The organism is Flavicella sp. IMCC45537 (genome assembly GCF_057197705.1).
The window spans coordinates 3,366,557-3,392,898 of record NZ_CM170067.1; the positions used below are offsets into that span (position 1 = coordinate 3,366,557).

Annotated in this window: 23 protein-coding genes and 1 tRNA gene; 9 read left to right on the top strand and 15 right to left on the bottom strand. The window is 32.6% G+C overall.

Annotated features, from left to right (window positions below; translation table 11 throughout):
• The first annotated feature begins 46 nt into the window (after positions 1-46).
• From accC to AC2DGP_RS13655, 7 genes are all read left to right on the top strand, one after another.
• The gene (accC, locus tag AC2DGP_RS13625) at positions 47-1,387 is read left to right on the top strand and encodes an acetyl-CoA carboxylase biotin carboxylase subunit (protein ID WP_484490612.1); all 1,341 of its coding nucleotides are present in this window, start codon (positions 47-49) and stop codon (positions 1,385-1,387) included.
• Positions 1,388-1,639: 252 nt separating this feature from the next.
• A tRNA-Ser gene (locus tag AC2DGP_RS13630) sits at positions 1,640-1,726 on the top strand.
• A gap of 64 nt (positions 1,727-1,790) precedes the next feature.
• Positions 1,791-2,516, top strand: coding sequence for a MotA/TolQ/ExbB proton channel family protein (locus tag AC2DGP_RS13635; protein WP_300322523.1), 726 nt, complete (start codon positions 1,791-1,793; stop codon positions 2,514-2,516).
• A gap of 5 nt (positions 2,517-2,521) precedes the next feature.
• Positions 2,522-2,980, top strand: a complete 459-nt coding sequence (locus tag AC2DGP_RS13640; protein WP_484490613.1) for a hypothetical protein — start codon at positions 2,522-2,524, stop codon at positions 2,978-2,980.
• Between the two features lie 5 nt (positions 2,981-2,985).
• Positions 2,986-3,621, top strand: a complete 636-nt coding sequence (locus AC2DGP_RS13645; protein WP_484490614.1) for an ExbD/TolR family protein — start codon at positions 2,986-2,988, stop codon at positions 3,619-3,621.
• A gap of 9 nt (positions 3,622-3,630) precedes the next feature.
• Positions 3,631-4,113, top strand: coding sequence for an ExbD/TolR family protein (locus tag AC2DGP_RS13650; protein WP_484490615.1), 483 nt, complete (start codon positions 3,631-3,633; stop codon positions 4,111-4,113).
• Positions 4,114-4,232: 119 nt separating this feature from the next.
• Positions 4,233-4,880: a porin family protein gene (locus AC2DGP_RS13655; RefSeq protein WP_484490616.1), complete on the top strand. Its 648-nt coding sequence runs from the start codon at positions 4,233-4,235 to the stop codon at positions 4,878-4,880.
• Between the two features lies 1 nt (position 4,881).
• Here AC2DGP_RS13655 and AC2DGP_RS13660 read toward each other — a convergent pair whose 3' ends face one another.
• Together AC2DGP_RS13660 and rpoN are read right to left on the bottom strand one after the other, a co-directional pair.
• A complete protein-coding gene (locus AC2DGP_RS13660) occupies positions 4,882-5,490 on the bottom strand; it encodes a hypothetical protein (RefSeq protein WP_484490617.1) in 609 nt (202 codons plus the stop codon).
• Between the two features lies 1 nt (position 5,491).
• The gene (gene rpoN, locus AC2DGP_RS13665; protein ID WP_484490618.1) at positions 5,492-6,949 is read right to left on the bottom strand and encodes an RNA polymerase factor sigma-54; all 1,458 of its coding nucleotides are present in this window, start codon (positions 6,947-6,949) and stop codon (positions 5,492-5,494) included.
• A gap of 191 nt (positions 6,950-7,140) precedes the next feature.
• On the opposite strand from rpoN, the gene AC2DGP_RS13670 reads away from it, so the two are divergent.
• Positions 7,141-8,265 carry a sterol desaturase family protein gene (locus tag AC2DGP_RS13670; protein ID WP_484490619.1) on the top strand — a complete coding sequence of 375 codons (1,125 nt, stop codon included), beginning with the start codon at positions 7,141-7,143 and terminating at the stop codon, positions 8,263-8,265.
• Between the two features lie 75 nt (positions 8,266-8,340).
• Here AC2DGP_RS13670 and AC2DGP_RS13675 read toward each other — a convergent pair whose 3' ends face one another.
• The 10 genes from AC2DGP_RS13675 to AC2DGP_RS13720 form a co-directional block, all read right to left on the bottom strand.
• Positions 8,341-10,674 (bottom strand): efflux RND transporter permease subunit, encoded by a 2,334-nt coding sequence (locus AC2DGP_RS13675; RefSeq protein ID WP_484490620.1) that lies wholly within the window; start codon positions 10,672-10,674, stop codon positions 8,341-8,343.
• Between the two features lie 87 nt (positions 10,675-10,761).
• Positions 10,762-11,688, bottom strand: coding sequence for a sensor histidine kinase (locus tag AC2DGP_RS13680; protein WP_484490621.1), 927 nt, complete (start codon positions 11,686-11,688; stop codon positions 10,762-10,764).
• A 51-nt stretch (positions 11,689-11,739) separates the two neighbouring features.
• A complete protein-coding gene (locus AC2DGP_RS13685; protein WP_484490622.1) occupies positions 11,740-12,459 on the bottom strand; it encodes a sulfite exporter TauE/SafE family protein in 720 nt (239 codons plus the stop codon).
• Positions 12,460-12,462: 3 nt separating this feature from the next.
• Complete coding sequence (locus tag AC2DGP_RS13690) at positions 12,463-12,912, bottom strand: FixH family protein (RefSeq protein WP_484490623.1); 450 nt, start codon at positions 12,910-12,912, stop codon at positions 12,463-12,465.
• Between the two features lie 17 nt (positions 12,913-12,929).
• Positions 12,930-14,348: a cytochrome c oxidase accessory protein CcoG gene (ccoG, locus tag AC2DGP_RS13695; protein ID WP_484490624.1), complete on the bottom strand. Its 1,419-nt coding sequence runs from the start codon at positions 14,346-14,348 to the stop codon at positions 12,930-12,932.
• A 68-nt stretch (positions 14,349-14,416) separates the two neighbouring features.
• A complete protein-coding gene (locus AC2DGP_RS13700; RefSeq protein ID WP_484490625.1) occupies positions 14,417-15,283 on the bottom strand; it encodes a cbb3-type cytochrome c oxidase N-terminal domain-containing protein in 867 nt (288 codons plus the stop codon).
• Positions 15,273-15,479, bottom strand: a complete 207-nt coding sequence (locus AC2DGP_RS13705) for a CcoQ/FixQ family Cbb3-type cytochrome c oxidase assembly chaperone (RefSeq protein ID WP_484490626.1) — start codon at positions 15,477-15,479, stop codon at positions 15,273-15,275. The genes AC2DGP_RS13700 and AC2DGP_RS13705 overlap by 11 nt, the downstream gene beginning before the upstream one ends.
• 10 nt (positions 15,480-15,489) lie before the next feature.
• The gene (gene ccoN / locus AC2DGP_RS13710) at positions 15,490-17,673 is read right to left on the bottom strand and encodes a cytochrome-c oxidase, cbb3-type subunit I (protein WP_484490627.1); all 2,184 of its coding nucleotides are present in this window, start codon (positions 17,671-17,673) and stop codon (positions 15,490-15,492) included.
• 14 nt (positions 17,674-17,687) lie between these two features.
• Complete coding sequence (gene ccoS, locus AC2DGP_RS13715; protein WP_484490628.1) at positions 17,688-17,873, bottom strand: cbb3-type cytochrome oxidase assembly protein CcoS; 186 nt, start codon at positions 17,871-17,873, stop codon at positions 17,688-17,690.
• A 208-nt stretch (positions 17,874-18,081) separates the two neighbouring features.
• Positions 18,082-20,478, bottom strand: coding sequence for a heavy metal translocating P-type ATPase (locus tag AC2DGP_RS13720; RefSeq protein ID WP_484490629.1), 2,397 nt, complete (start codon positions 20,476-20,478; stop codon positions 18,082-18,084).
• Between the two features lie 149 nt (positions 20,479-20,627).
• Between AC2DGP_RS13720 and AC2DGP_RS13725 the strand changes: the two genes are divergently transcribed.
• Positions 20,628-21,347 carry a Crp/Fnr family transcriptional regulator gene (locus tag AC2DGP_RS13725; RefSeq protein ID WP_484490630.1) on the top strand — a complete coding sequence of 240 codons (720 nt, stop codon included), beginning with the start codon at positions 20,628-20,630 and terminating at the stop codon, positions 21,345-21,347.
• On the opposite strand, the gene AC2DGP_RS13730 is transcribed toward AC2DGP_RS13725, so the two are convergent.
• The 3 genes from AC2DGP_RS13730 to AC2DGP_RS13740 all read right to left on the bottom strand — a co-directional run bounded on the left by AC2DGP_RS13730 (position 21,348) and on the right by AC2DGP_RS13740 (position 26,295).
• Positions 21,348-22,829, bottom strand: coding sequence for a hypothetical protein (locus tag AC2DGP_RS13730; protein WP_484490631.1), 1,482 nt, complete (start codon positions 22,827-22,829; stop codon positions 21,348-21,350).
• A 181-nt stretch (positions 22,830-23,010) separates the two neighbouring features.
• Positions 23,011-25,602: a phosphoenolpyruvate carboxylase gene (locus tag AC2DGP_RS13735; RefSeq protein ID WP_484490632.1), complete on the bottom strand. Its 2,592-nt coding sequence runs from the start codon at positions 25,600-25,602 to the stop codon at positions 23,011-23,013.
• A 123-nt stretch (positions 25,603-25,725) separates the two neighbouring features.
• Positions 25,726-26,295, bottom strand: a complete 570-nt coding sequence (locus tag AC2DGP_RS13740; RefSeq protein ID WP_484490633.1) for a 5-formyltetrahydrofolate cyclo-ligase — start codon at positions 26,293-26,295, stop codon at positions 25,726-25,728.
• Positions 26,296-26,342: the final 47 nt, after the last annotated feature.

Genomic DNA, 26,342 nt, shown 5'->3' on the forward strand with positions numbered 1-26,342 from the left:
TTCTTTGTAGTTGTTGAAACTATAATTAAGACTAAACAATATTATTATGTTTAAAAAAATATTAATAGCCAATAGAGGTGAGATTGCTTTACGTGTTATCAGAACATGTAAAGAGATGGGAATTAAAACAGTTGCTGTTTATTCTCAAGCGGATGAAGAAAGTTTGCATGTAAAGTTTGCAGATGAGGCAGTTTGTATTGGGCCAGCGGCTAGTACAGATTCTTATTTGAAAATGTCAAATATTTTAGCAGCTGCAGAAATTACTAATGCGGATGCAATACATCCAGGATATGGATTCTTATCTGAGAATTCAAAATTTTCTGCGCTTTGTGAAGAGCACGGTATTAAATTTATTGGAGCGAGTGCTGAAATGATTGACAGAATGGGAGATAAAGCAAATGCTAAATCTACCATGATTGCAGCAGGAGTACCATGTGTTCCAGGAAGTGAAGGAGTAATCGAAGATTTTGCTGAATGTAAAAAATTGGCAGAAGAAGCAGGTTACCCAGTGATGTTAAAAGCTTCTGCCGGTGGTGGAGGTAAAGGAATGCGTGCTGTTTGGAAAGAAGAAGATTTAGAAGATGCATGGGATTCTGCTAGATATGAGTCGAAAGCAGCTTTTGGAAATGACGATATGTACATGGAGAAATTAATCCAAGAACCTCGTCATATTGAAATCCAAATTGTCGGAGATTCTTTTGGGAAAGCATGTCATTTATCTGAAAGAGATTGTTCTGTTCAAAGACGTCACCAAAAATTAACGGAAGAAACACCTTCTCCTTTCATGACTGATGAATTGAGAGAGAGAATGGGAGAAGCTGCTGTAAAAGCTGCTGAATATATTAAGTATGAAGGTGCTGGTACTGTTGAATTCTTAGTGGATAAAGACAGAAACTTTTACTTTATGGAAATGAATACTCGTATCCAAGTAGAACACCCAATTACAGAGGAAGTTGTGAACTACGATTTAATTCGTGAGCAGATTTTAGTTGCTTCAGGTGTGCCAATTTCTGGTAAAAACTATTTGCCAAAAATGCACTCTATTGAGTGTCGTATCAATGCTGAGAATCCACATAAAGGATTTATGCCAGCTCCAGGGAAAATTACAACGTTCCATGCTCCAGGAGGACATGGGGTAAGATTGGATACGCATGTATATGCTGGATATACAATTCCACCTAATTATGATTCAATGGTAGCAAAGTTGATAACAACGGCGCAAACTAGAGAAGAAGCGATCAATAAAATGAAACGTGCTTTAGATGAGTTTATCGTGGAAGGTGTGAAAACAACAATTCCTTTCCATAGACAATTGATGGATCATCCGGATTATGTAGCAGGAAACTATACTACAAAATTCATGGAAGATTTTGAAATGGAAAAATAATAACGAACGGTTATTTAAATATTTAAAGAGGATGTAATTATACATCCTCTTTTTTTTTGGCAAGGTAGTTGTGGCCTCAGATGTTAAATTAAGTTTAAGAAAAGAGTTTTAACAGTAAAAATGAGGTAGCAAAAATGTTGTGAATCTGTGAAAACGATAGAAAAACACATAAATAAGTTAAATAAACACATTATTTTTTTTACAGATTCAACATTTTTTTGTTAATTGCTGAACCTTAGAAGGCATATCAACGGAGAGGTGGCCGAGTGGCTTAAGGCGCACGCTTGGAAAGCGTGTTTACAAGAAATTGTAACGGGGGTTCGAATCCCTTTCTCTCCGCAGTGTTTTTTAAGATTTAACTAATTTAAAACCTTAATTATATTAATAAATTAATTTTATCACAATGAAAAAAGTATTTACAATCCTTACAATTACAGGTGCCTTGTTTTTTGGAGCAACTCAAAGCACGTTTGCACAAGCAGCGGAATCTGTAGAATCAGAAACTTTTCACCAAGTATTAAAACAACGTTTTATAGAAGGTGGTCCATTTTTTATGGGAATTGTTTTGGTAGCTTTAATTTTAGGTTTAGCAATTGCAATTGAAAGAATTATTTATTTAAATATGGCTACAACAAACACTAAGAAATTAGTTGCTGGTGTAGATGAAGCTTTGGCTTCTGGTGGAGTAGATGCAGCAAAAGAAGTTTGTAGAAATACAAAAGGACCTGTTGCTTCAATCTTTTACCAAGGATTAGATAGAGCTGACGAAGGAATTGAAGCTGCCGAAAAAGCAGTTGTAGGTTACGGAGGAGTTCAAATGGGATTATTAGAGAAAAATATCTCTTGGTTATCTTTGTTTATCGCTTTGGCACCAATGCTTGGGTTTATGGGAACTGTAATCGGGATGATTGGAGCCTTTGACTCGATTCAAGCAGCAGGGGATATTTCTCCAACAGTAGTAGCAGGAGGTATTAAAGTAGCCTTATTAACAACTGTATTTGGTCTTGTAGTAGCGATTATTCTTCAAGTTTTTTACAACTATATTATCTCTAAAGTAGATGGTATCGTAAATGATATGGAAGATGCTTCTATCTCATTAATTGACCTATTGGTAAAACATAAAAAATAAGAAGAATGAATCAAAATTTAACAAAAATATTAAAAGGTCTAGTAGGCTTAATAGCTTTGGTTGCTGCTTATTTCTTTATTAAGATAATAAGTACTGGTGATGATGCTATTGTTGAAGGTGGTGGATCTTTAGGAATCGTAGGACCAATGGTGTCCTTTTCAATAGGACTATTTTTAGTTGTATTAGGATTGACAGTTTTATTCTCAATTATTGGGTTATTCAAAAAACCAGAGGCATTAAAGAAAACAGCTTTAGGATTAGTAGTTCTTGGGGTGTTCTTGGCTGCAGCATATGGTCTTGCACCAGATGATGCTGTAACAGATGTTACTGGAGAGGTTTTGCCAGGAGGTGAAGCTGGTTCAAACTCTAAATGGGTTAGTACTGGTATTTGGTATACTGTTTTATTAGGAGCTACTGCTGTTGCTACAATTGTAATAGGAGGAGCCAAATCAATTTTTAAATAATTAATATGGCAAGAAAAGAACTTCCAGAGATTAATGCTGGGTCTATGGCAGACATTGCGTTCTTGTTGCTGATATTTTTCTTGGTAACAACAACAATGGATGTTGATTCTGGTATTTCTCGTAAATTATCAGAAAAACCACCAGAAAATTATGATCCGCCTGTGATCAAACAAAAGAATATTCTTGAAATCAACTTGAACCGTAACAATCAAATGTTAGTTGAAGATGAGGAGATGGAAATCAAAGATTTGAAACAGTTTACTATTGACTTCCTTGATAATGGAGGAGGTATTGGTAAAGCGGATGAATACGGACCAGGTAAGAAATGTGATTACTGTAACGGTGCAAAGAAAGATGATTCTTCGGATCACCCAAACAAAGCGATTATTTCTGTTCAAAGTGATAGAGGTACTTCTTACGGAATGTATATCACGGTTCAGAATGAACTTTTAGCCGCTTATACTGAATTGAGAAATAGGTATGCTAAAAAGTACATTACAGGTCAGTATGCAGGAATGAGTTATGATGATTTATTATTGTTATCAGGAAATGATAAAGAGAATGAAGCTTTAAAAGCCGTTATCAAAAAGGTGAAAGGAGCTTACCCTCAGATTATTTCTGATGCAGAACCAACTAAATAATTTTATACTATGTCTAAATTCGGAAAAAAGAAAAAAGGATTACCAGCGGTAAATACTGCTGCCTTACCAGATATTGTATTTATGTTATTATTCTTCTTTATGGTTACAACAACAATGAGGGAAACTGATTTGTTGATCAAACCACCTCAGTTGCCAAATGCTACTGAAGTAAAGAAATTGGAACACAAGAGTTTGGTAAGTACTATTTATGTAGGAAAGGCGAAACCTGAAGACCAAGCGAAGTATGGTTCTGGAGATAAAATTCAGTTGAATGATAAAATTTCAACCGTAAATGATATAGCAAATTTCATTTACTCTGAGCAAGAAAAGCACAACCCAGAGGAGATTCCTTATATGACAACTTCTATTAAATCAGATGTTGCATGTGGTGTTGGTACTATTCATGATATCAGAATGGAATTAAGAGATATAAATGCTTTAAAAATTAGTTATTCTACTCGTAAGGGAGATTTAACTGCTAACGTAAAGTAATTTAATTTATTGAATATATAAAAAGGCATTCGTGTAAAACGAATGCCTTTTTGTTTTAATTTTGTTTTTTACTATTTAATATCAGGTTACTATTGAGAGTATTTCTTTATCTTCTTTTATTGAGTACAAGTCTTTATGCGCAAGTATCAAAAGATAGTGTATCTATTGATCCAAAGTATTTGGAAGATCAATTATATATTGGTGTTACCTATAATATTTTTGCTAATACACCACCTGGCTTTGTTAAAGATGGTTTTGCATATGGTTTTTCGGGTGGGTTTATCAAAGATATTCCTTTTAATGAAAAAAGAAATGTAGGAATAGGTGTTGGTTTGGGCTATGCTTTTAACACACATATTCAAAATATTGTTGTTACTGGTAATAGTGCAGATGTAAATCAAGCGACGACAAATCAGGATACGTATACTATTAAAACGAATAGTCTAGAATTTCCTATTGAATTTAGATGGAGAACCTCGACACTTGAAAAATATAAGTTTTGGCGGGTATATACAGGTTTACATGTGTCATATGTATTAAATTCCTCTTCTATTGGAGAAAGAAATAATGAGTTGATACAGCTAACAGAAGTTTTAAAGCTAGAAGATTGGCAGTATGCTTATTCTTTTGCTGCTGGTTATGGAACGTGGAATTTTTATTTGCATTACACCCTAAATCCGTTTTTTAAAGGGAATAGTGCCTTTAATAATGGTGAAGAGTTGAAAATGAATTCCTTTAAAATGGGATTGATTTTTTACTTACTCTAATTTATAGCCAAAGAATTGCAAATACTAAAAGTTGCGTTATAAATCCGGTTCCGAATCCCAAAAAAACTTCCTTTAAAGTATGTTCCTTCAACTTAATTCGGGCATTTGCTACAATACCTGCTAAAATAAAAAGAACTGCTAAGAACATTGTAATATTAACAGTGGTTTCAATGCTATAAGCTATAACAAAAGCAATGAAACTTGCTATTCCTATCATATGTAGGCTTATTTTTAATTTTTTGATGAACAAAAAATAAGTAATGGAAAGGGCTAAGGAACAGCCTAAGAATAATTGCGATAGAAAAACTAAGTTTGGAATCCTATGAAAAGCTTTCCCTAGGAAAAAAAATAAAATGGTCATGAAAATGATAGGTATTTTTCTTTCCTTTATCTTTTTTACTTCTATAGTGTCAATTAATTTTCTACGTTTTAGAATCATCAACAAAATGATTGGAACAAAATAGGTCCCGATAACAACCATTGAAATAATTTTTAGCTGTATGGATATGTCAATACCATGATCGTTAAGCATAAAAAAGACAAGCGTCGCTGCGATGGGTAATAATATAGGATGTAAAACAACCGAAACGAGTTTATGGAACCTATCCATATTATATTTCTTTTCTTAATCGAGCAACTGGAATGTCCAATTGTTCTCGGTATTTTGCCACAGTTCTCCTTGCAATGATATAACCTTCTTCTTTTAATTTTTGCATTAGTTTATCATCGGTTAAAGGCTTTCTTTTATTTTCTTCTTTGACAACGTTTTTTAGGATGTTTTTTATTTCTTTCGTAGAAACATCTTCACCTTGATCGTTTTTCATCGATTCAGAGAAAAAATCTTTGATCAATTTCGTTCCATAGGGAGTTGCCACATATTTGCTATTTGCAACCCTTGATACTGTAGAAATATCCATGTCAATATTGTCTGCAATATCTTTTAAGATCATCGGTTTTAATTTACGCTCATCACCAGTCATAAAGTAATCTTCTTGGTACTTCATGATAGCATTCATCGTAAGTAGCAGAGTTTGCTGACGTTGTTTGATGGCATCGATGAACCATTTAGCTGCATCTAATTTTTGTTTGATAAATAAGACAGCATCCTTTTGAGATTTAGATTTTTCTTTAGACTCTTGATACCCTTTCAGCATGTTATTGTATTCTCTTGAAACATTTAGCTCAGGTGCATTTCTTGAGTTCAAATTTAAATCTAAAATTCCATCAATGATTTGAATCGTAAAATCTGGTACAATTTGATCCGTAATCTTAGAAGTTACTGTATAAGTACCTCCTGGTTTAGGGTTCAGTTTTTCAATCTCTGCGATTGCGTCTCGTAAATCTTCTTCAGAGATACTATATTTAGCAATTAATTTTTTGTAGTGTTTTTTTACAAAATGATCGAAACTTTTATTTAAAATTTCAATAGCGAGAGAAATAGATTTAGTTTTTGGCTTGTTTTCTAATTGTAAAGTCAAGCATTCATTTAAATCTCTGGCACCAACACCAATAGGATCCATGGTTTGGATGATGTTTATTAGAATTTCTTCTACTTCATTTTCATCCGTATAGATATTCTGTGTGAAAGCTAAATCATCCACCAAGTCAATGATCTCTCTTCTTAGGTAGCCACTATCATCCAAGCTTCCAACAAGGAATTCTGCAATGGTCAATTTGTGATCGTTTAATGAGAATGTATTTAATTGGCTTTTTAGATTTTGATGAAAACTGGCTCCACCGGCATAGGGAATCTGACTCTCCTCATCATCTGCGCTATAGTTATTAGCCTGTAATTTATATTGTGGAATTTCATCATCACTGAGATATTCATCAATATTTATTTCATCTGTTTCTATGCTCTCATTTCCTAGATCGTCATAATCCTCACCAAAATCATCGTCATGATCATGATCTGAATCCCTTTCCAAATCTAAGGCAGGATTCTCTTCAATTTCCTGTTTCAGCTTTTGTTCAAATGCTTGAGTAGGAAGTTGTATTAATTTCATCAGCTGTATTTGCTGAGGAGATAATTTATGTAATAATTTTAATTGGAAATTTTGTTTAAGCATGTGCTACAAATATAGTAAATACAAACAAATTTAATCAGTAATCAAATATAGTTTAAAGGAAATTTAAGACATGGGGCACAGGAGTAAAAAGTCAATTATTTACGATCGTTTATAAACCTATGTTCATTATTATGGGATGCATGATTAATTAACTTATAGTGTTTATCTTTGCGGCATCAAAATTAATGATTATGAATGAAGATAAAAATCTATGGATAGCTGCGGCAATTGTATTTTTTGTTTTGGGTTTAGAGTATTTATTTGCTAGGTCTAAAGGGAAAAAGATTTTTCGTTTTGAAAATACAATTTCAAATTTATTAATGGGTGTTTTTGATAGAATTGCAGGGATTTTTATGGTGCCCTTAATTTTTATGTATTATCAATTTTTATATGACTACGTTCGGATATTTTCAATTCCAAATACGATTGCATGGTTTTTATTTGCCGTATTAATGTCAGATTTCATATGGTATTTTTATCATAAATCAGGACACCGCATAAATTTATTTTGGGGAGCGCATATCATACATCACCAAAGTGAAGATTATAATTATACGGTTGCTTTAAATCTAACTCCATTTCAAGTCTTTGTACGCGTACTTTTTTGGTCTTTAATGCCAATTATAGGGTTTACCCCAGAGATTGTTCTAGGAACACATTTGGTTATTGGCTTGTATCAGTTTTTATTACACACTACCTTAATTCCAAAATTAGGAATCGTGGAATATTTATTTGTAACTCCGTCTCATCACAGGGTGCATCATGGTAGTAATGAGGAGTACTTGGATAAAAATTATGGTGGGGTTTTGATTATTTGGGATCGAATTTTTGGAACCTTTGCGGAAGAGAAAAATGAAGTAGTATATGGGATAACCAAAGATATCAATTCAAGAGATTTTCTTACTTCGGTTTTTCATTATTATAAAAATTTAGGTTTTCAAATGAAACAATTACCGGCATTTAAGGATAAGATGTTGTTGTTGGTAAGTGGTCCGGATTGGGTTCCTTCTACAGGAGAGCTGGAGTTGATGCCTTTGTATATTGATAAAGGATCTTATGAGTATACTAATTTTTCAGCTTTAAAAAAGACCTACATTCTATTCAATACAATTGGTTTGTTTGCCGTGTTGATTTTATTCGCCTATTTTTTAAGTCATCTATCTGTGGTTGATATGTTTGGCGTCGCCACTTTTATTATGTTAACTCTTGTGATTACGGGTAGATTGTTAGAGAATAATAAAAACTCCATTCTAGAGCTGATTCGTTTTGGTTTGGTTGTGTTTTGGATATATAATTTTATGGTATTAGGGTACTAATTAAAACCAAGGAAATAAAAAAAGCTCTGTAAGAAATTACAGAGCTTTTTTTATAATTTGAATCTAAATAATATTTTATTTATTTCGTTTTTTCTTCGTGATTTTTCTTTCCAAAGAAAGTAGTAAAGCAGGTAAAAGTAAAAGATTAGATACCATAGCAAATAACAAAGTAATAGAAACCAAACCTCCAAGTGCTTTGGTTCCTCCGAAACTAGAAACTAAAAACACTAAAAAACCAAAGAATAAAACGATGGAAGTATAAAACATACTCACACCTGTTTCTCTAATCGCTTTGTATACAGACTTTCTTATTTTCCAATTACTAGCAACAAGTTCTTGGCGGTATTTAGCTAAAAAGTGTATAGTGTCATCCACAGAAATACCGAAAGCAATACTAAAGACCAAGATGGTTGAAGGTTTGATAGGGATACCTAAATAACCCATTATTCCACCTGTAACTAAAAGGGGCAGTAAATTTGGAATCAAAGAGATAAAAATCATCCTAAGGGACTTAAACATATAACCCATAAAAATAGAAATCAATAAAATTGCTAACCCTAGAGAAACAATCAAGTTTTTAATAAGGTAATTGGTTCCTTTTAAAAAAACCAAGGCTTTTCCGGTTAAGGTAACATTGTATTTTTTTGCGTCAAATTCTTTGTCTAAAAATGCTTGAATATCTGTTTGAATTTGAGCCATTTCTTCGGTCCCAACATCTTGCATATAGGTAGTTATTCTTGCATACCGAGCTTTAGAATCTACATTGTTAATTAGTGAGCCAGCTCCAGAATCTTGATTGGAGTTGTTTATGTAATCTAACAAAAATGCCTTTTCTTGAGACGTTGGTAATTGATAGTATTTAGGATTTCCGTTGTAGAAAGCTTGTTTAGAGTATTTAACTAAATCTACGACTGAAGTAGCCCTTGAGAGTCCAGGTATTTCATCGATGAGTGTTGTTAATTTATCAATCTTTTTTAATGTTGATAATTTGAAAACTCCTTTGTCTTTTTTGGTGTCAATCATAATTTCAAGAGGCATGATACCACCAAACTCTTCTTCAAAAAATACGATATCCTTATAAAAAACTTCTGATTTGGGCATGTCATCTAAAAGACTTCCTGAAACTTTTATTTTATATACACCAATAATACTGGTAATGACTACAACAAAAGATACAACGTATATGTTGTTTTTTTTGTTTCTCACCATAAAAACCATCCAATCTACAATTCTTGAAATCCATTTTTGATCCAAATGTTTCAAGTGTTTTTTCTTAGGCAAAGGCATGAAACTATAAAGAGAAGGGATGATAAGAATCGAAAGCACAAAAATGGCCATGATATTTATCGAAGCAATAATTCCAAACTCTCTTAATAAAGAACTATTGGTAAAAATAAAAGTTGCAAATCCAGCTGCCGTAGTGATATTGGTCATTAAAGTAGCATTTCCTACTTTAGAAATAACACGGTGTAAAGATTTCGTTTTATTACTGTGTTTCTTTATCTCTTGTTGGTATTTATTGATAATAAATATTGCATTGGGAACACCAATTACAATAATCAAAGGCGGAATTAAAGCAGTTAGAACTGTTATTTCAAATCTGAATAGACCGATAAAACCAAAGGCCCAAATTACACCAATACTAACAACTAATAAAGTAATAAAAGTTGCTCTAAACGATCGGAAAAACAAAAAGAAAATCAATGCGGTAACCGCTAATGCAAGTCCTACAAATTTACCCATTTCTGACTTGATATTTTCAGAATTCATGGATCTTATGTAGGGCATTCCTGATACGTGAATATCAATATTTGTTTCTTTTTCAAACTGTGTAATAATCGGGTTGAAACGTTCAAAAATAAATTCTTTTCTAGCTTTGGTGTTGACTATTTCTTTGTCAATAAATAAAGCCGTTTGAATGGTCTGGGTTTCTTTATTAAAAAGTAAATTATCATAAAAAGGAAGGTCATTGAATAAATGTTTTTTCAATTTGTCTACCTTAATTTGTGTATCTAAATCATCAATAGATAATTCTTTAAGTTCAAAACTTTTTTTCTCTTGGTTTTTGACTAATTCTTTTAAATCTCCAATAGAAATCGAATATTCAATTTCTGGTAAGGAGTCTAATTTATTAGCGAGCTGATTCCATTTTAAAAAGGAATCCGGTTTAAAAATTTGAGCATCTTTAACTCCTAAAACGATCAGGGTTCCCTCTTCTCCAAAAACTTTTAGAAATTGGTCGTATTTAACATTTTCTATATGATCTTTAGGTAGTAGATTGGCTTCTGTATATGAGAGTCTCATATACTTCATCTGACTAGCTAAAAGAGCCGTAATAATAGCTATTGTTATAAGGATTGCAATCTGTTGTTTTAGAACAAATCGTGAGGTTTTTGACCAAAATTTCATGAAAAATAATTTGTGTCAAATGTAAGCATTACAAATTACTTTCAAACCATATTAATTTGTCTTTAAAATGGCAACTAATTTCAGGAATTATACCGCTGAGAATTCTTTTTCAGGAAGTATTACAGTGATTTTAGTGCCTTTGTTTTCTTCTGATTCAATAATTAATTCACCGTTGCAAATTTTTAAATACTGTAGTATTGTTTTAATACCAAGTCCGGTTCCCTTTTCTTTTTGAGTTCCAGGAGAAGAAAACCATTTTTTATCATTCGTTATCAATTCTATATTTTCTTTTGGAATGCCGATTCCTGAATCTTTGATCGTTGTATGTATTTCTGATCCAACTTTTTTTAAATCAAGCGAAATTTTCCCACCGGAAGGAGTGAATTTTAGGGCATTGTGATAGAGGTTCCTAACGATAAAAGAATAAATTTCTTTATCTGAGTAAAGCTCTTCTAGTTCTATGTTTTTTTGAATTGTTATCTTTTTTTCTTTTTGAATACTAGAGTAGGTCTCTAGAATAGAGTTAAAAGTTTTTTCTGTAGCAAAGGGTTCTATGGTTACCGGTGCTACATGAATTTGGTTTTTAGACCATCTTAATAAATCGTTCAAGAAAATCAATAAGTCGTCGATTCTTCCGGAAATCGAATCCAATCGATCATGTATTTTTTCTTTTGAGCAAGTATCAACATCTTCATGAATGATATCAATGAAGCCTTGAACTATGGATAGTGGACTCCTAACATCATGCGCGATAATCGAAATTAATTTATTATTAAGTTGGTTGAGTTCTTCTAGTTGTTTTTTTTGACTGTATATTTTTTTGTGATATTTTGTAGTGAAAAGAGAGATGGGTAATGCGATTGGAATAGGAATGATGATTGCTTTGATAAGCCCGCAATAAAAATCTTCTTCTGGCATAAAATTGTACATAGTAAAAAATACAAGTACGGAAATAATGACGGAGGAGGCAACTATATTAAAAGGAGTGTAATAGTTTTCACGTATCAATTTCATTTTTTTTCTTGCAAATATACATAGGCCATATGCTTAAATTGTTGACATATGTTAATTTACACTTTCTGGAGCACAGGTGGCAGCATTTGTATTGATGTGTAATTGTGCGTCAGTTGGGGAAATGTATGGAATTCCTATTCCTAGCCCCCTAAGAATAAATAAAATTCCAATAAGAACTACGAAGGACGGTATAGCTTTTTGGATTTTATTTCTGAATTTTACTGAAAATATCGATTTAAAATAGATTACAAAAGTGATTAATGGTATCGTACCAAGACCATAAATGAACATATAAACAAAACCATCCTGTGGTGTTGCCATTGCGATGGCTCCAACAAGTGCCATATACACCATGCCACAAGGAAGGTATCCGTTTAAAAAGCCAATCATAAAAAGAGAAAAATAACTTTTGTTTTTAAGTCTTTTACCTAAACCTGACTTTATTTTTCCAATGAAGGAATAAATGGGGGTGGTAATTTGGAACTTTGCAACCAGTGAGGATGGAATCAAAATATAAAGAATCATGATGATTCCTATTAAAACTGAAAGTCTTTGTTGAAACCCTGATAAAAATAGCCCTTTACCAACAAAACCAAAAGCGAGACCTATGCTTCCGTATGCTATAATTCTACCCCAATGATATAAAAATATTTTGAGAATTCTAGGAAAGAAATTTTCATGATGCACTGGCAGAATCATGGCTATAGGTCCGCACATCCCAATGCAATGGAAACTTCCAAGAAGTCCTAGTATAAAGGCAGAGTAAAACATGATTTACATATTTAAACTGTGTTGGAACAAGTACTCCTGGTCCTCAACATTCCAATCAATATGAATATTCCATCTTCCGCCAATTAATAGATCCTTAGAAATAACTTGTGTTTGGTTGGAGATATTGATAGGCAATCTAACGTCAAGTTTTTCATTAGAAGGGCGATATAAATAGATGGTTCCATTAATTTTTTCTTGTTCAATATTATGTGGGAAATGGATAGAAACTCCCTCATTAGATTTTGAAATTTTAATATTCTGCTTTAATTTTTTAGCATTGTTTAATTTGTCAATTCTTTGCTGATATTCCAACTCATCTTTATAGTAATCTTTCGCTACTAAGTCATATTCATAAGTTGTATCTGTAGATGTTTTTATTACAAAATACAGTATAAAAGAAATAAATAATACAAAGGCTATTATGATGCCTGTTCCCCAATTAAATTTTTTCATGATCAATGCTTTTTACGTTATCTAAAACTTCTCGGTCCCATAAAATTGGTAGTAGTTGTTTCTATCAGCTTTCCATTCGAAAATACACCAATTTTTAAATTTTCTTTGGAATCACTTAAATCTTTTCTAGCAATTTCTATGAATAATGAACCACCGTAAAATTCTTGTTTTTCTATATCAAATTCTTCTATTCCTATGAGTTTAATTGTTCCTTTATGTGAAATCAATTCAAAATGGACGTCTTCAATTTTTTGAGAAGTTTTATTGATTAGCTTGTAGGTATATACATTGCTAATAATATTATTTTCTTTGGTTTTGTATAATTCTCCTGGAAGTCTTAAAATAGTAGCTTCTACATCATTTCTCATAAATAACATTGTAATTAACACGGCAATTAGAATAGAGAGAACAACGGTATAGCCTTTCATTCTTAGGTTGAATTCAAATGGCTTTTTATGTTCAATATTCTCTTCAGATTCGTATCGTATCAACCCTTTCGGAAGTCCTACTTTTTCCATCATGTGATCACAGGCATCAATGCAAGCGGTACAATTTACACATTCCAATTGCGTTCCATTTCTAATATCAATACCGGTAGGACATACATGTACACATTGTTCACAATCAATACAATCTCCTTTTCCTGAAGTTTCTCTGTCTTCATTTTTTTTGAAAAGTGCTCTTCCTTTTTCTTTTTCTCCTCTTTTGTAATCGTACGCTACATTAATTGATTTATTATCTAAAAGAACTCCTTGTAATCTTCCATACGGACAAGCAATGATGCAGACTTGTTCTCTAAACCAAACAAATATAAAATAGAATACACCAGTAAAAATTAATAAAAGAGACAAGCCTTTGATATGCTCTCTAGGAGGATCTGTTATGATAGAAATAAGTTTATCACTACCGATAAAATACGCTAAGAATACGTTTGAAATGATAAAAGAGATTACAAAAAAGATAAACCATTTTAACAAACGTTTTCTGATTTTTGTGGCATCCCATTTTTGTTTGTCTAAACGAATTTGAGCACCTCGATCTCCGTCAATGGCATATTCTATTTTACGGAAAACCATTTCCATAAAAATAGTTTGCGGACAAATCCATCCACAAAAAATACGACCATAAACTACTGTAAATAAGATAATAAATACAATTCCGATAATCATGCTAATGACCATCAAATGAAAGTCTTGTGGCCAGAAAGGAACACCGAAAATATTGAATCTTCGTTCTAAAACGTTAAACAATAGAAATTGATTTCCGTTTATTTTTATAAATGGAGAAACCAATAGAACAATTAAAAGAAACCAACTTACATAAGTCCTATTTTTATAGAAGAATCCAGACGGCTTTTTGGGGTATACCCATTTGCGTCCCCCTTCTTCTGTCATAGTTCCTAGGGTGTCTCTAAAAGCTTCTTGTTTTTCATCCATACGTATCTAGCAGATTTGATTGTAAAAAAAATCGCTGGTGTTTTATGAGCACCAACGATTTAATTAATTTATTCTTCTGTCCATTTATCTCCTTCTGGTGCTTTGGCATTTTCTGGATTCGTACCCTGCAGGCTCAGAACATAATTGGCGAGTTGTTGTATTTTTTCAGGACTAAAGCTGTTTTTCCAGGCAATCATCCCTTTACCATCACGTCCTCCCTCAGAAATAGTATTGTATACGTTTTTAATACCACCTCCTAAGATCCAATACTCATCGGTTAGATTAGGACCAATAGATCCACGACCGTCAACCATATGACAAGCAGCACAGTTCTGTTTGAATAGTTTTTTTCCTTTGCTTAAAGCGCCAGCATCAGCACTAGCTTCCATATTACTTAAATCAATGGTTTTAACTGTTTTTTTATAAGCTTCAACCTCAGCTTTTGCTAGGGCAACTTGTTCAATATATTCTTCTTCGTTCGTTTGTCCCCCAAACACCTCATAATATCCTAAGTATACGGCAGCGAAAACAATGGTTGCATAGAACATGTACAACCACCATGGCGGTAAATCATTATCTAATTCTTTAATCCCATCATAATCGTGCTCTAAGATGATGTCATCTTCTTCACTAATAGGTTTGGTTTTTGACAAAGCTTGAATAAGTCCTTTCCAGTCCTTGATCTCACTTGCTTCTTTTTTAGCTAAATAGGCTTCTTTCTCTTTTCCAGTAATATGGTCTGTATAAAGATTTTCAGAAGCTTGTTTGATTTTTTCAATCACTACAAGAGCTAAAATTACTAGGAGGTAAAATACAGCAGTTGTTGGGTGTGAAAAACCTAATTCATCACCAGGTGTCATGAATTCAGTGATTGCAAAAACGACCAAGAATATAGAGAATATTCTAATAAAAGGCATGGGAAGTTTAGTTTTCATATAGGTTGTTTTTTGTATTATCTATAATGTCATTTTTAAAAGGAATCTGACTTACTTTATCGATGTATTCTTTTTTAGAGCTTACTACCCACCAGAAAAGGGCAGTGAAAAAAAGAAAGAATATTACTAGCGAAATAATTGGGTAGATAGCTATCCCTTCAATTTCTGTCATATGATATTTAATAAATTTTAGCATGTCTATAAATTTATTTTTGTGAATCTTTAACTTTAATATCTGTACCTAAACGCTGTAAGTAAGCAATTAAGGCAACAATCTCTCGTTTGTGGATTGGTACAAACTCTTCTCCATCAGCTGCTGCTGCTTGTTTTTCTGCTTCATAGTTTTCTACAAAAGAAGGATCTTGATGCAGGTTTTTTTCTACTTGTAAAGCCTGTGTTTGTAACGTTTCTAAAGCATTTGAAACTTCTGTGTCAGAGTAAGGTACTCCTAAGGTAATCATGGCTTTCATTTTAGCCTGCGTATCTGATGTGTCTAGGGTATTTGCAGTTAACCATTGATATCTTGGCATGATAGATCCTGGTGATGTACTTTGCGGATCATACATATGATTGAAATGCCAGCTATCAGAATATTTCATTCCTTCTCTATGCAAGTCTGGCCCGGTACGCTTAGAACCCCATAAGAAAGGGTGGTCATAAACAAATTCTCCGGCTTTAGAGTATTCACCATAACGCTCAACTTCAGATCTAAACGGACGAACCATTTGAGAGTGACAACTAACACAACCTTCACGAATGTATAAGTCACGTCCTTCTAACTCCAAAGGAGTGTAAGGTTTTACACTTGTTATTGTAGGGATATTAGAGTCAATCATTAAAGTAGGGATGATCTGAATGGCTCCACCAATAAGAATAGTTACTGTGGCCAACAAAGTCAATTGTACAGGTTTTCTTTCTAATACTTGGTGCCAACCTTCTCCTAATAATCTTCCTTTTCCAACTTTTTTCAATGCAGGTGCTTCTGCCAAGTCATCTTCAACAGCAGATCCTGATTGAATTGTTTTTACAATATTGAATAACATTACAAATGCTCCTGCGATGTACATAGATCCACCAATAGCACGCATCCAATACATTGGGATAATTTGGGTTACTGTTTCTAAGAAATTCCCATACATTAACGTCCCATCAGGATTGAATTGTTTCCACATAGAAGCTTGAACAAAACCAGCTACATACATTGGTAAGGCATAAAGAATAATACCTAAAGTCCCTATCCAGAAATGTGTGTTTGCTAATTTAGTAGAGAATAAAGTTGTTTTAAACATTCTTGGAACCAACCAGTAAATCATACCAAAGGCTAAGAAACCATTCCATGCTAAGGCACCAACATGTACATGGGCGATAATCCAATCTGTAAAGTGGGCAATTGCATTTACATTTTTTAAAGATAACATTGGTCCTTCAAAGGTTGCCATACCATATCCGGTAATGGCTACTACCATAAATTTTAAAACAGGATCCGTTCTTACTTTATCCCAAGCACCACGCAGTGTTAATAAACCGTTGATCATACCACCCCAAGATGGAGCAATTAACATAATTGAAAAAGCAACTCCTAAATTTTGTGCCCAATCAGGTAAAGCTGTATAAAGTAAATGGTGAGGTCCGGCCCAGATATAAATAAATATCAATGACCAGAAGTGAACAATAGATAATCTATAAGAGTAAACAGGTCTGTTTGCTGCTTTGGGAACAAAATAATACATCAAACCTAAAAAGGGAGTCGTAAGGAAAAACGCAACGGCATTATGTCCGTACCACCATTGTACTAAAGCATCTTGTACTCCCGCATATACAGAGTAACTTTTCATGAAAGATACTGGTAGCTCAAAACTGTTGAATATGTGTAATACGGCTACAGTTACAAAAGTTCCTAGATAAAACCATATTGCTACGTACATATGACGCTCTCTACGTTTGATTATCGTTCCAATTAAATTGGCTCCAAATGCTACCCAAACTAAGGCAATAGCTATATCGATAGGCCATTCTAATTCTGCATATTCTTTACTGGTAGTATAACCTAAAGGAAGTGTAATGGCTGCTGCGACAATAATCGCTTGCCATCCCCAAAAGTTCAGTTTACTTAAAAAATCACTCCACATTCTTGCTTTTAATAATCGTTGTGAGGAGTAATACACACCAGCATAAATTGCATTTCCAACAAAGGCAAAAATTACGGCGTTGGTATGTAAAGGTCTTAAACGACCGAAACTAAGCCAGGAAATACCGTTGGTAAGATTTGGAAATAGGAACATAAGAGCTAGAACTAGTCCAACTGTCATTCCAATAATCCCCCAAAAGATAGTGGCGTAGATGAAATTCTTGACAATTTTGTTGTCATAATAAAACTGTTGTACTTCCATGGATTTAGAATTTGTTAGTTGTTTTTAGAATTTGAATTTGTTTTGGTGGATTTTTTTGAAGGTTTGTCATCAAAAAGCATCCGGACGGAGGGTGTGTAAGAATCTTCATATTGCCCACTTTTAACAGCCTTTATAAAAGCTGTAAAGAAAATTAAGGCTACGATAAGACTGATAGTAATCAGTAAATAAATGATGCTCATACACACTATGATATTTAATGGACAAAAATATTATTGACAGGCATCACTAGAAATGATAATTGTCATGTTTGTGGTATTTGTGGGATAAAATAGAGCATAAATTTTATGATCTTTCTTTTCCATATTTAGCAAACCTTTCAAATATAAACATTTCTAGTTTGTTTTCAAAAGCAGTGGCCGTTTTAGATAGCTGACAATAAGATTGTTTTTAAGAATAATCTTTTGATAATGATTTGGAAATATAGTTGGTGGCTAGGGTAACAAATACAACTACCGATATAGAACTTAGAGGCATTAGTATTGCCGCTATCACAGGTGATAATTGTCCTGTTGTTGCAAAATACAAACCAACAATATTGTATAAGAAAGACAATACAAAACTTGCTTTTATAATTTTAATTGATTTTTTAGAAATCTTTAAAAATAGTGGAGCTTTGTGTAAAACACTTGCATCAATAATGGCATCACAAGCTGGTGAGAAAACATTTACATTTTCTGAAACCGCAATACCAACATTACTTTGCGCTAATGCTCCTGCATCATTTAAACCATCTCCAAACATAAGAATAGAATGATTTCGTTTTTGTTGTTTTTTGATGTAGGTTAATTTATCTTCTGGTTTTTGATTAAAAACAAATTTCGTTTTCGAAGGCAGTTTTTCTGTGAGGTATTTTTTTTCACCTTCATTATCTCCTGATAAAAGGGTAAGCTTAAACTTTTTTTGAAGGTTTTGAAACATAGAAAACATACCTTTTCTATACTGATTTTTAAATGAAAACCTGCCTTTGTAATTGCCATTTATATTTATATGGACGGCTGTTTCCGTTAGGGTATCTTTTGAGGGAGCGTCAGTAAAATTTGAGGATCCAATTTTTATAAAAATATTGTGAAAGGAACCGCTAATTCCTTTCCCAATAAATTCTTCATAATTTAAGTTGTCTTCCAAAGTGGTAATTGTAGTCATACTATCATATAAAGTTCTACTCAATGGATGATTGGAATTTCTTAAAATTGTTTTTATAGATTGCTCTTCTAAAGGGGATAAAGGAACACCATGATAATGTATTTCTTGCTTAGAGGCAGAGGTTATTGTTCCTGTTTTGTCAAAAATAAGTGAATCTATTTCTGCAAGACTTTCTATAACACTCGCATTTTTCAGATAAAACTTATGCGCTCCAAATATTCTTATGATGTTTCCTAGGGTAAAAGGTGCGGATAATGCTAGTGCACAAGGACAAGCAATAATTAAGACGGAACTAACCACATTTAAGGCAATACTGGTGCTGTAAAACGACCAGTACAAGCCAGCAACAAAAGCAATTGCTAGTATGATATAGGTGAAGTATTGACTTATTTTATCAGTTATGTTTTTAAAATGTTCTTGCTTGTCTTTGTTGAAAACATCATTACTCCACAATTGGGTTAAATAACTTTGTGATACTGTTTTGATAGCTTCTATCTCTAGTACACTATCTAATTGTTTCCCTCCTGCAAAAAGCTTATCACCTGATTTTTTATGAATAGGATTGGCTTCACCGGTTACAAAACTATAATCAATCAATCCGTTTCCTTTGATTATGATACCATCCACTGGAATTAATTCTTGGTTTCTAATCAATAAACGATCTCCTTTTTTTACATCATATATTTGAATGGCTTCTTCCGTTGTATCTGTAATTCTTGTTACCGCAATAGGGAAGTAAGAGGTATAATCTCTTTCAAAAGATAAAAAACTATAGGTTCTTTGTTGAAAAAACTTTCCAAGAAGTAAAAAGAAAACAAGTCCCGTCATACTATCAAAGTATCCTTGACCAATATCGTAAAGAATTTCTATGACACTTCTAATAAATAAAACAAAAATTCCTAAGGAGATAGGAACATCAATATTAAGTATTTTGTGTTTGAGACCTTTGATGGCGGAACTGAAATAATCTCTTGCAGAATAAAACAAAACAGGCAATGCCATAAAAAACATAATCCATCTAAAGAACGATTTGTATTGGTTGAGCCAAAATTCGTCGACTTCAAAATATTCTGGAAAGGATAAGAACATGATGTTTCCAAAAGCAAAACCAGCAACACCTAGCTTGTAAATAAGAGATTTGTCAGTTGTTTTATTTTTCTCTCTTTCTGCGCTTTCCAAACTGATATAAGGTTCGTAACCAATAGAACTCAAAAGCAGGACGATTTCTTTTAATGAAATGATGTTTTTATCAAAAACTATTCTAACGGTTTTCTTAGGGAAGTTTACCTGCGAAGATTGAATTTTTGAATTTATTTTATGTAAATTTTCTAAAACCCATATGCATGAACTGCAATGGATGTACGGTATGTTTAGCGTTGCAATAGAGGTGGTCTCAGCATCAAACTCAAGAAGTTTAGATACAATTTTTTCATTTTCTAGGTAATCGTATTTACCTTCTATTTTTTCTGGAATTTTACCCGGTGTATCTTCAAAATCATAGTAAGAAGTTAGTTCGTTTTCATTGAGGATTTGAAATACTGTTTTACAACCGTTGCAACAAAAATTTTTCTCTTCAAAAATTAAAGCGGTGCTTACGGAACAGTCATTTCCACAATGATAACAATTAGTTTTTCCTTGCATGATATATGTTAGAAATTAATAAAGGAACTTCTGTGTTTTGAAAAAAGTTCTGACTCAAAATTGAGTATGTAACCGTTTTATGAGTGTTTCAAATTTATGACAAAAATCATAAGAAACAGATAACTTCTAAATGATAATTATCATAATTAATGATTATCTTTGTTAGGAAATTTGCAGGTATTATGGGGAATTGTCATCAATGTATTGTTAAGGAGTTTAACTCATTAAAAGCTTTGTCTACAGAGGAGCTAAAATGTGTGTCTAGTCATAAAAATGAAATGAGCTTTAAGAAAGGTGATGTCATTTTTAAAGAAGGAATGATGCTGAATGGTGTTTACTGTATCAAAGAAGGTAAATGTAAACTAACCAAATTGAGCCCTAATGGAAAAGAGCAAATCGTTAAATTTATAAAAAATGGGGATATGCTTGGTTATAGATCTGTTTTAGGGGAAGAGCCAGTGAATTTATCTGTCGTTGCTTTAGAAGATATGGAAGCCTGTTTTATTCCTAAAAAAGACATTTTTGATTCTATTCAACAAAATAAAGAATTTTCTAAAGACATGTTTAAAGTAGTGTGTCATGATTTAAAAGATGCAAATGCTACGATTGCAAATATGGCTCAGAAAACAGTAAGAGAACGTTTAGCTGATACTCTTTTGTTTTTGGATGAAACTTTTGGGGAAGATGAAGATGGAAACATCAATATAAAACTTTCTAGAGAAGAAATAGCAAATGTGATTGGTACTGCTACTGAATCTGCGATTAGGTTATTGTCTGATCTAAAAAAGGAAAATATCATATCCTTAACAGGTAAGAAAATTAAAATAGTAAATACACCAGCTCTAAAGAAAATTGGAAACGGTTTTTAATTATCTTATTTCTTCAATTTTTGCATTTACGGTATAACTTAATCCAAACATCAATGCAACATTGTGATAGGTTGTTGAGGTATTGTTATTGATATCTCCAAGAAGTCTGTTTGCTTGGCTTATTGTAGCCATATTTACAATTTGAGAATCATTTTTAGATAAGCCCAAACCATAATTCAATCCTAAGGAAATTTTAAAGTTTTTTGTTGTAGTCATTAAACCGGTACTAAGATGGTATATATCCCAAAAAGCCATATTGGGAACATAGTCCTTGGTTCTGTTTAATTGAGTATCGTCAAAGTGATTAAAATCTGTTCTAAAACTTAGTAAAAAGTTTAAATCATTTTGAAGTTTATGATCAATAGATATCCCGAAATTTAAAATTTGTTTGCTTGCCATAAAAGGAACAGCATAGGTTGGATCATCACTAAATGATTCTGTAAAATCTTCACTGTTTTGTTTTCTTGAAATCATTCTATAGGAGTTCACTTTAGAAAAGAAACCGACCATGGTGTTGATTTTAGTTTTGTTAAATTGATATTCTAATCCGAGATCAAAAATCCAAGGGGTATTATAAACCCCAGCATAGTTTATATGACTGTTGGCATTATTGGTGATTTTATCAACAGTGTCAGGAAGTATTTCAGTAGAGCGACGATTGGACTGATTATTTAAAAGTCCTAAGCTTAAATTAGGAGTTGTTATTGTTGCCCCAATTTTAATCGGAGAGAGATCTATGTTGATACCCGGTTTGAAAACAAAGCCGATGCTTCGGAAACTAAAATCTTGCAGGTGATTTACCATGGCAAACTTGGTGGCTGGGATTGGGTTACTAGCGTTATTTTCTCTTACAGTTGCATTATAAGAATTGACATAATCTTGGATTTTGATCACAACATTCGTAGCCAGTCCTATACCTATTTTAGGGGAAAGTTGATAAGCAACCGTACCATTAACCCAGTTTTCAGTGGCTCGATTTTGGTATCGTAATTCACCATGAAAAATATCGTTGTTAGGAGTTGAGCTTAAATAATTTCCTTGTGTTTCATGTCTTATATTAAAAGAGAGGTTTGAAATGTTTTTTGTGAATACACCAAACCCATAAACAATTTTTGGATTGATTTTACTTTGAGTCGAATAACCTATTAATGAAGGTGAAACATCAAGAGAAATCGTTTGTATTGGAATGTCATCTCCAGCTCCATTCTGAATGTTAAAGGCGTCTAAAGTGATTAAATCGGCTTGAGCTTCTATGGCTTGCCCTTTAAAAAAGGCCAGAGCTCCTGGATTGTAAAAGATGGCGCTATTAGAGGAAACATCTGCAACAACAATTCCACCTTTTAAAAAAGAGGAAGCACCATAATTATTGGACCAGTAATTTGTTTCTTGCCCTTTTATAGTGTCAATCCTAAAGAGAAATATTAGAATAAGTACTGTAGGAAATAATTTAGTTTTATTACAAAGCAAAGTAAAAATCATCATTTCAAATAATATTTCTTGTTTTTCTCTTTGATACTGCTATATGTGTATTTGCTAAAGTAGGATTTGTTTGATACAAAATACTAAATAGATTTTAAAAGAGGTGTTTTTTTGATTTTTGTCTTAAAAAAAACTCCTATAAAAGTAATTTATAGGAGTTTTAAATTTGAATTTAATTTTACTGTTAAGCAGAATTTCTACTTGCATTCGTATTTCCGAAAAGAGATCTAGTAATAATTTTTTCAAATGTTTCTAATCTTTCTTTGTCAGAGATACCTTCTTTATGCATGTCTTGAACAGCTTTTAAGGCATATTGTTGGATTGTTAACAATGGCAATACAATAGAATCACGGACAGCAATAGATGCTTTTCCATCAGGATAATTTTCCATCAATTCAGTATGTCCAGTTAATTTTAATAACAAACGTTTTGTTAAAAGATATTCGTCGTGAATAATGTTCCAAAATGCTCCAAATTCTTCATCTTTTGCCATGTATGAAGTCAATTCAAAGAACGACTTGCTAAGTGACATAACACTGTTTTCTAACAAAGTTTTGAAGAAGTTTGAATGATTGTAGAAGTTTTGAACTTTGTCAAACTCTCCTGCATCTTCATATTTCTTTAAAGCAGTTCCTACACCGTAGAATCCAGGTACATTTTGTTTTAATTGAGACCAACTTCCAACAAATGGGATGGCTCTTAAATCACCAAAGTCCAAAGCAGTAGATTTAGATCTTTTAGAAGGTCTAGATCCAATATTTGCTTTTCCGTAGTATTTTAAAGTACTCATGCGTTCCAAGTAAGGAATAAACATTGGGTGTTCTTTAAAATCAACATAAGCCTTATAACTAGTTTCCGCTAGGTCAATCATAACTTCTCTGTCGTGATCTTTCATTTCACCATTTTTAGGATCATTGAAGATAGCGTTTGTAATACCCGCACCTAAAAGTTGCTCCATATTGTACTGAGAAGAATCTAAATTACCAAAGTTAGAACTAATTGTTTGACCTTGGATTGTCAGTTGTATTTCTTGATTCTCAATTTTTGGTCCTAATGACGCATAGAATTTAGAAGTTTTTCCACCACCACGAGCAGGAGGTCCTCCACGTCCGTCAAAGAAAATAACTTTAATTCCGAATTCTCTAGATACCTGACTAAGTTCTTCTTTAGCTTTGTAAATACCCCAGTTCGCCATTAAGTATCCACCATCTTTGGTTCCGTCAGAGAAACCTAACATGATGTTTTGTTTGTTACCTCTTTTTTCAACATGTGCACGATATTCTGGAATATTGTACAATTGTCTCATAACCTGAGGAGCTATTTCTAAATCGTCAATAGTTTCAAATAAAGGAGCAACATCAACATCTAAACCATCTTCAAAACCAGATAAGTTTAACATTGCAAATGTTTCCATTACGTTCAATGCTGTTTGGTTGTTACTAATAATATACCTGTTAGCACCTCTAGATCCATTTTCTTTTTGAATGGTTCTAATAGCTTGCATAGAACTTAATGTTCTTTGAGCCATTTCTTCGCTAATATCTTCTGGGTTGATATAACCTTTAACTTTGGCTAAAACCTCAATCTGCTCATCAGGAGTAAGTTCTAGATAGTTTTCTGGGAAAATATCAGCACCTTTTTCTTGAATCTCTTTAACAATGTTTGTGAATACATCATGGTGTACACGGCTATCCTGACGAATATCCATTGTTGCAAAGTGGTATCCAAATATTTTTACCTTATTGATAAAAGTATCAACCTCTTCAATAAACAATCCGTTGTACTGATCTTTGATTGTTTTTTTGATGTTTTGTAGTTTTTCTAAAAGAGCTTCTTGAGAAATTCTGATAGGAGCATCTTCAGAAATACAACTGTCATATAATCTAGTTTCAATATCGCTTATTACATCATGTACACCTTCAAAAGATAATCTTCTTTTGATTTCTCTTGCATCACGGTAATAGTTTTTCAATACTGCTTGACGTAATTTTCTAGCAACTTTAAGAGTTGTTTCTGTTGTAACAAAAGGATTTCCATCTCTATCACCACAAGGCCAGAAACCTAGGTTTATTACATCATTATCAATTGACTTTCCATCAAAAATATGAGTTTGAATGTAGTCGTAAATTTTTCCTATTGATTGGTAGAATACATTTTCTAAATACCAAATTAAGCTGATTGCCTCATCATAAGGAGTTGGTTTCTTTTGAGTAAAGAAGGTTGTTTTTCCTAATTGAGATAAAAGCTTTTTAATAAATGGTAAATCACCCGCTTTGATAGCTTCTTGTAAATCTGTTAAGATTGTCAATACTGTACCAGGGTAAAATTGAGTTGGATGCGCTGTAAGAACCAAGCGAGTTTTAAAGTCTTCTAAAAATTTTTGAAGGTCTTTTTTTACACGCTTAGAAGTCGCTTCTTCTTTGATGTTTCGTAAGGTTCCAATCCCATTCATGTTGTTTACATCTGCAAAAGCAGAATCTTCAATGGCATCAAATAATACTACTTGACGCTCAATGTATTGAATGAACTTGAAAATGAAAGAGATTCTTTCTTCTTCAGAACTGTCTGATTTATAAGCATCGAAAAATCCTGTAACTATTTCTGTTGGTGTTTTTCCTTCTTTAAATCCTTCTACACATGTTTCGTTGAATAACGGAAGTAGTGTACCTGTTTTACTAACCTCGTCAAATGGCAACGTCATAAATACACTGTTGTATACTTGATATTTTGCGAGGACATTATTATTAAATCTTGATAATTTCGTCTGTTTCGACATAGTTGAATAATTTTTGCGCAAGATACAAAACACTGTTTAAAATCCCTTTTTTATTCAAAGATTTAAACAAATAGTAACGAATGGAGTAAAAAAACAACAATTTTTATGCAAAATGATTGTTTTCTAAAAAGAATATATGTTATTCGGCGTAATACAGTAATTTAAAGCAATGTCTGTTGGAAGTGTTTCTTGGATTTGTTCAAGTGGTTCAAAAAAAGAGAGTCCTATTTTTATGCAGTTGGTGTCTTTTAAAAAACGATCGTAGAACCCTTTTCCGTATCCAACTCTATTTCCTTTTTCATCATAAGCTAAAAGAGGTATAAAAACAACGTCAATTTTGTTTGTAGGCACTTCTATACCGTCTAAAGGTTCAGGAATATTGTATTTGTTTTTTTTAATTCTTGTGTTTTCCGTTAACAGATAGTTGGTCATGGTACCGTTAGCAAAATTAGATTTAGCAATAACAACCTCTTTATCCTTAGCGAATAGAATATTTAAAATATGTTCTGTATTTATTTCCTTTTGTTCTTTAATGCTAAGGAAAAGATGAAAATATAGATTTTGATTCCAAAAACCGTCTAATTTTAATTTTAGTAATTGATTTGCAATGGCAATACTTTTATCTTCTAATTCTTGCATAGAGAAAGCCGCTCTTTTCTTTTTATAAAGCGCTCTAATTTCATTTTTTAACATGGAAATAAATTTTAGACAAATAAAAGAAAATTAAGTAGAATGTTTTT

Coding starts and splice junctions, on each gene's coding strand:
- AC2DGP_RS13725 (WP_484490630.1), top strand. CDS start 20,628: ATGATTATCTTTGTTAGGAAATTTGCAGGTATTATGGGGAATTGTCAT.
- ccoS (WP_484490628.1), bottom strand. CDS start 17,873: ATGAGCATCATTTATTTACTGATTACTATCAGTCTTATCGTAGCCTTA.
- AC2DGP_RS13690 (WP_484490623.1), bottom strand. CDS start 12,912: ATGAAAAAATTTAATTGGGGAACAGGCATCATAATAGCCTTTGTATTA.
- ccoN (WP_484490627.1), bottom strand. CDS start 17,673: ATGGAAGTACAACAGTTTTATTATGACAACAAAATTGTCAAGAATTTC.
- accC (WP_484490612.1), top strand. CDS start 47: ATGTTTAAAAAAATATTAATAGCCAATAGAGGTGAGATTGCTTTACGT.
- AC2DGP_RS13705 (WP_484490626.1), bottom strand. CDS start 15,479: ATGCTAAAATTTATTAAATATCATATGACAGAAATTGAAGGGATAGCT.
- AC2DGP_RS13670 (WP_484490619.1), top strand. CDS start 7,141: ATGAATGAAGATAAAAATCTATGGATAGCTGCGGCAATTGTATTTTTT.
- AC2DGP_RS13660 (WP_484490617.1), bottom strand. CDS start 5,490: ATGGATAGGTTCCATAAACTCGTTTCGGTTGTTTTACATCCTATATTA.
- ccoG (WP_484490624.1), bottom strand. CDS start 14,348: ATGGATGAAAAACAAGAAGCTTTTAGAGACACCCTAGGAACTATGACA.
- AC2DGP_RS13735 (WP_484490632.1), bottom strand. CDS start 25,602: ATGTCGAAACAGACGAAATTATCAAGATTTAATAATAATGTCCTCGCA.
- AC2DGP_RS13680 (WP_484490621.1), bottom strand. CDS start 11,688: ATGAAATTGATACGTGAAAACTATTACACTCCTTTTAATATAGTTGCC.
- AC2DGP_RS13740 (WP_484490633.1), bottom strand. CDS start 26,295: ATGTTAAAAAATGAAATTAGAGCGCTTTATAAAAAGAAAAGAGCGGCT.
- AC2DGP_RS13700 (WP_484490625.1), bottom strand. CDS start 15,283: ATGAAAACTAAACTTCCCATGCCTTTTATTAGAATATTCTCTATATTC.
- AC2DGP_RS13645 (WP_484490614.1), top strand. CDS start 2,986: ATGGCAAGAAAAGAACTTCCAGAGATTAATGCTGGGTCTATGGCAGAC.
- AC2DGP_RS13640 (WP_484490613.1), top strand. CDS start 2,522: ATGAATCAAAATTTAACAAAAATATTAAAAGGTCTAGTAGGCTTAATA.
- AC2DGP_RS13675 (WP_484490620.1), bottom strand. CDS start 10,674: ATGAAATTTTGGTCAAAAACCTCACGATTTGTTCTAAAACAACAGATT.
- rpoN (WP_484490618.1), bottom strand. CDS start 6,949: ATGCTTAAACAAAATTTCCAATTAAAATTATTACATAAATTATCTCCT.
- AC2DGP_RS13685 (WP_484490622.1), bottom strand. CDS start 12,459: ATGTTTTACTCTGCCTTTATACTAGGACTTCTTGGAAGTTTCCATTGC.
- AC2DGP_RS13635 (WP_300322523.1), top strand. CDS start 1,791: ATGAAAAAAGTATTTACAATCCTTACAATTACAGGTGCCTTGTTTTTT.
- AC2DGP_RS13650 (WP_484490615.1), top strand. CDS start 3,631: ATGTCTAAATTCGGAAAAAAGAAAAAAGGATTACCAGCGGTAAATACT.
- AC2DGP_RS13720 (WP_484490629.1), bottom strand. CDS start 20,478: ATGCAAGGAAAAACTAATTGTTATCATTGTGGAAATGACTGTTCCGTA.
- AC2DGP_RS13730 (WP_484490631.1), bottom strand. CDS start 22,829: ATGATGATTTTTACTTTGCTTTGTAATAAAACTAAATTATTTCCTACA.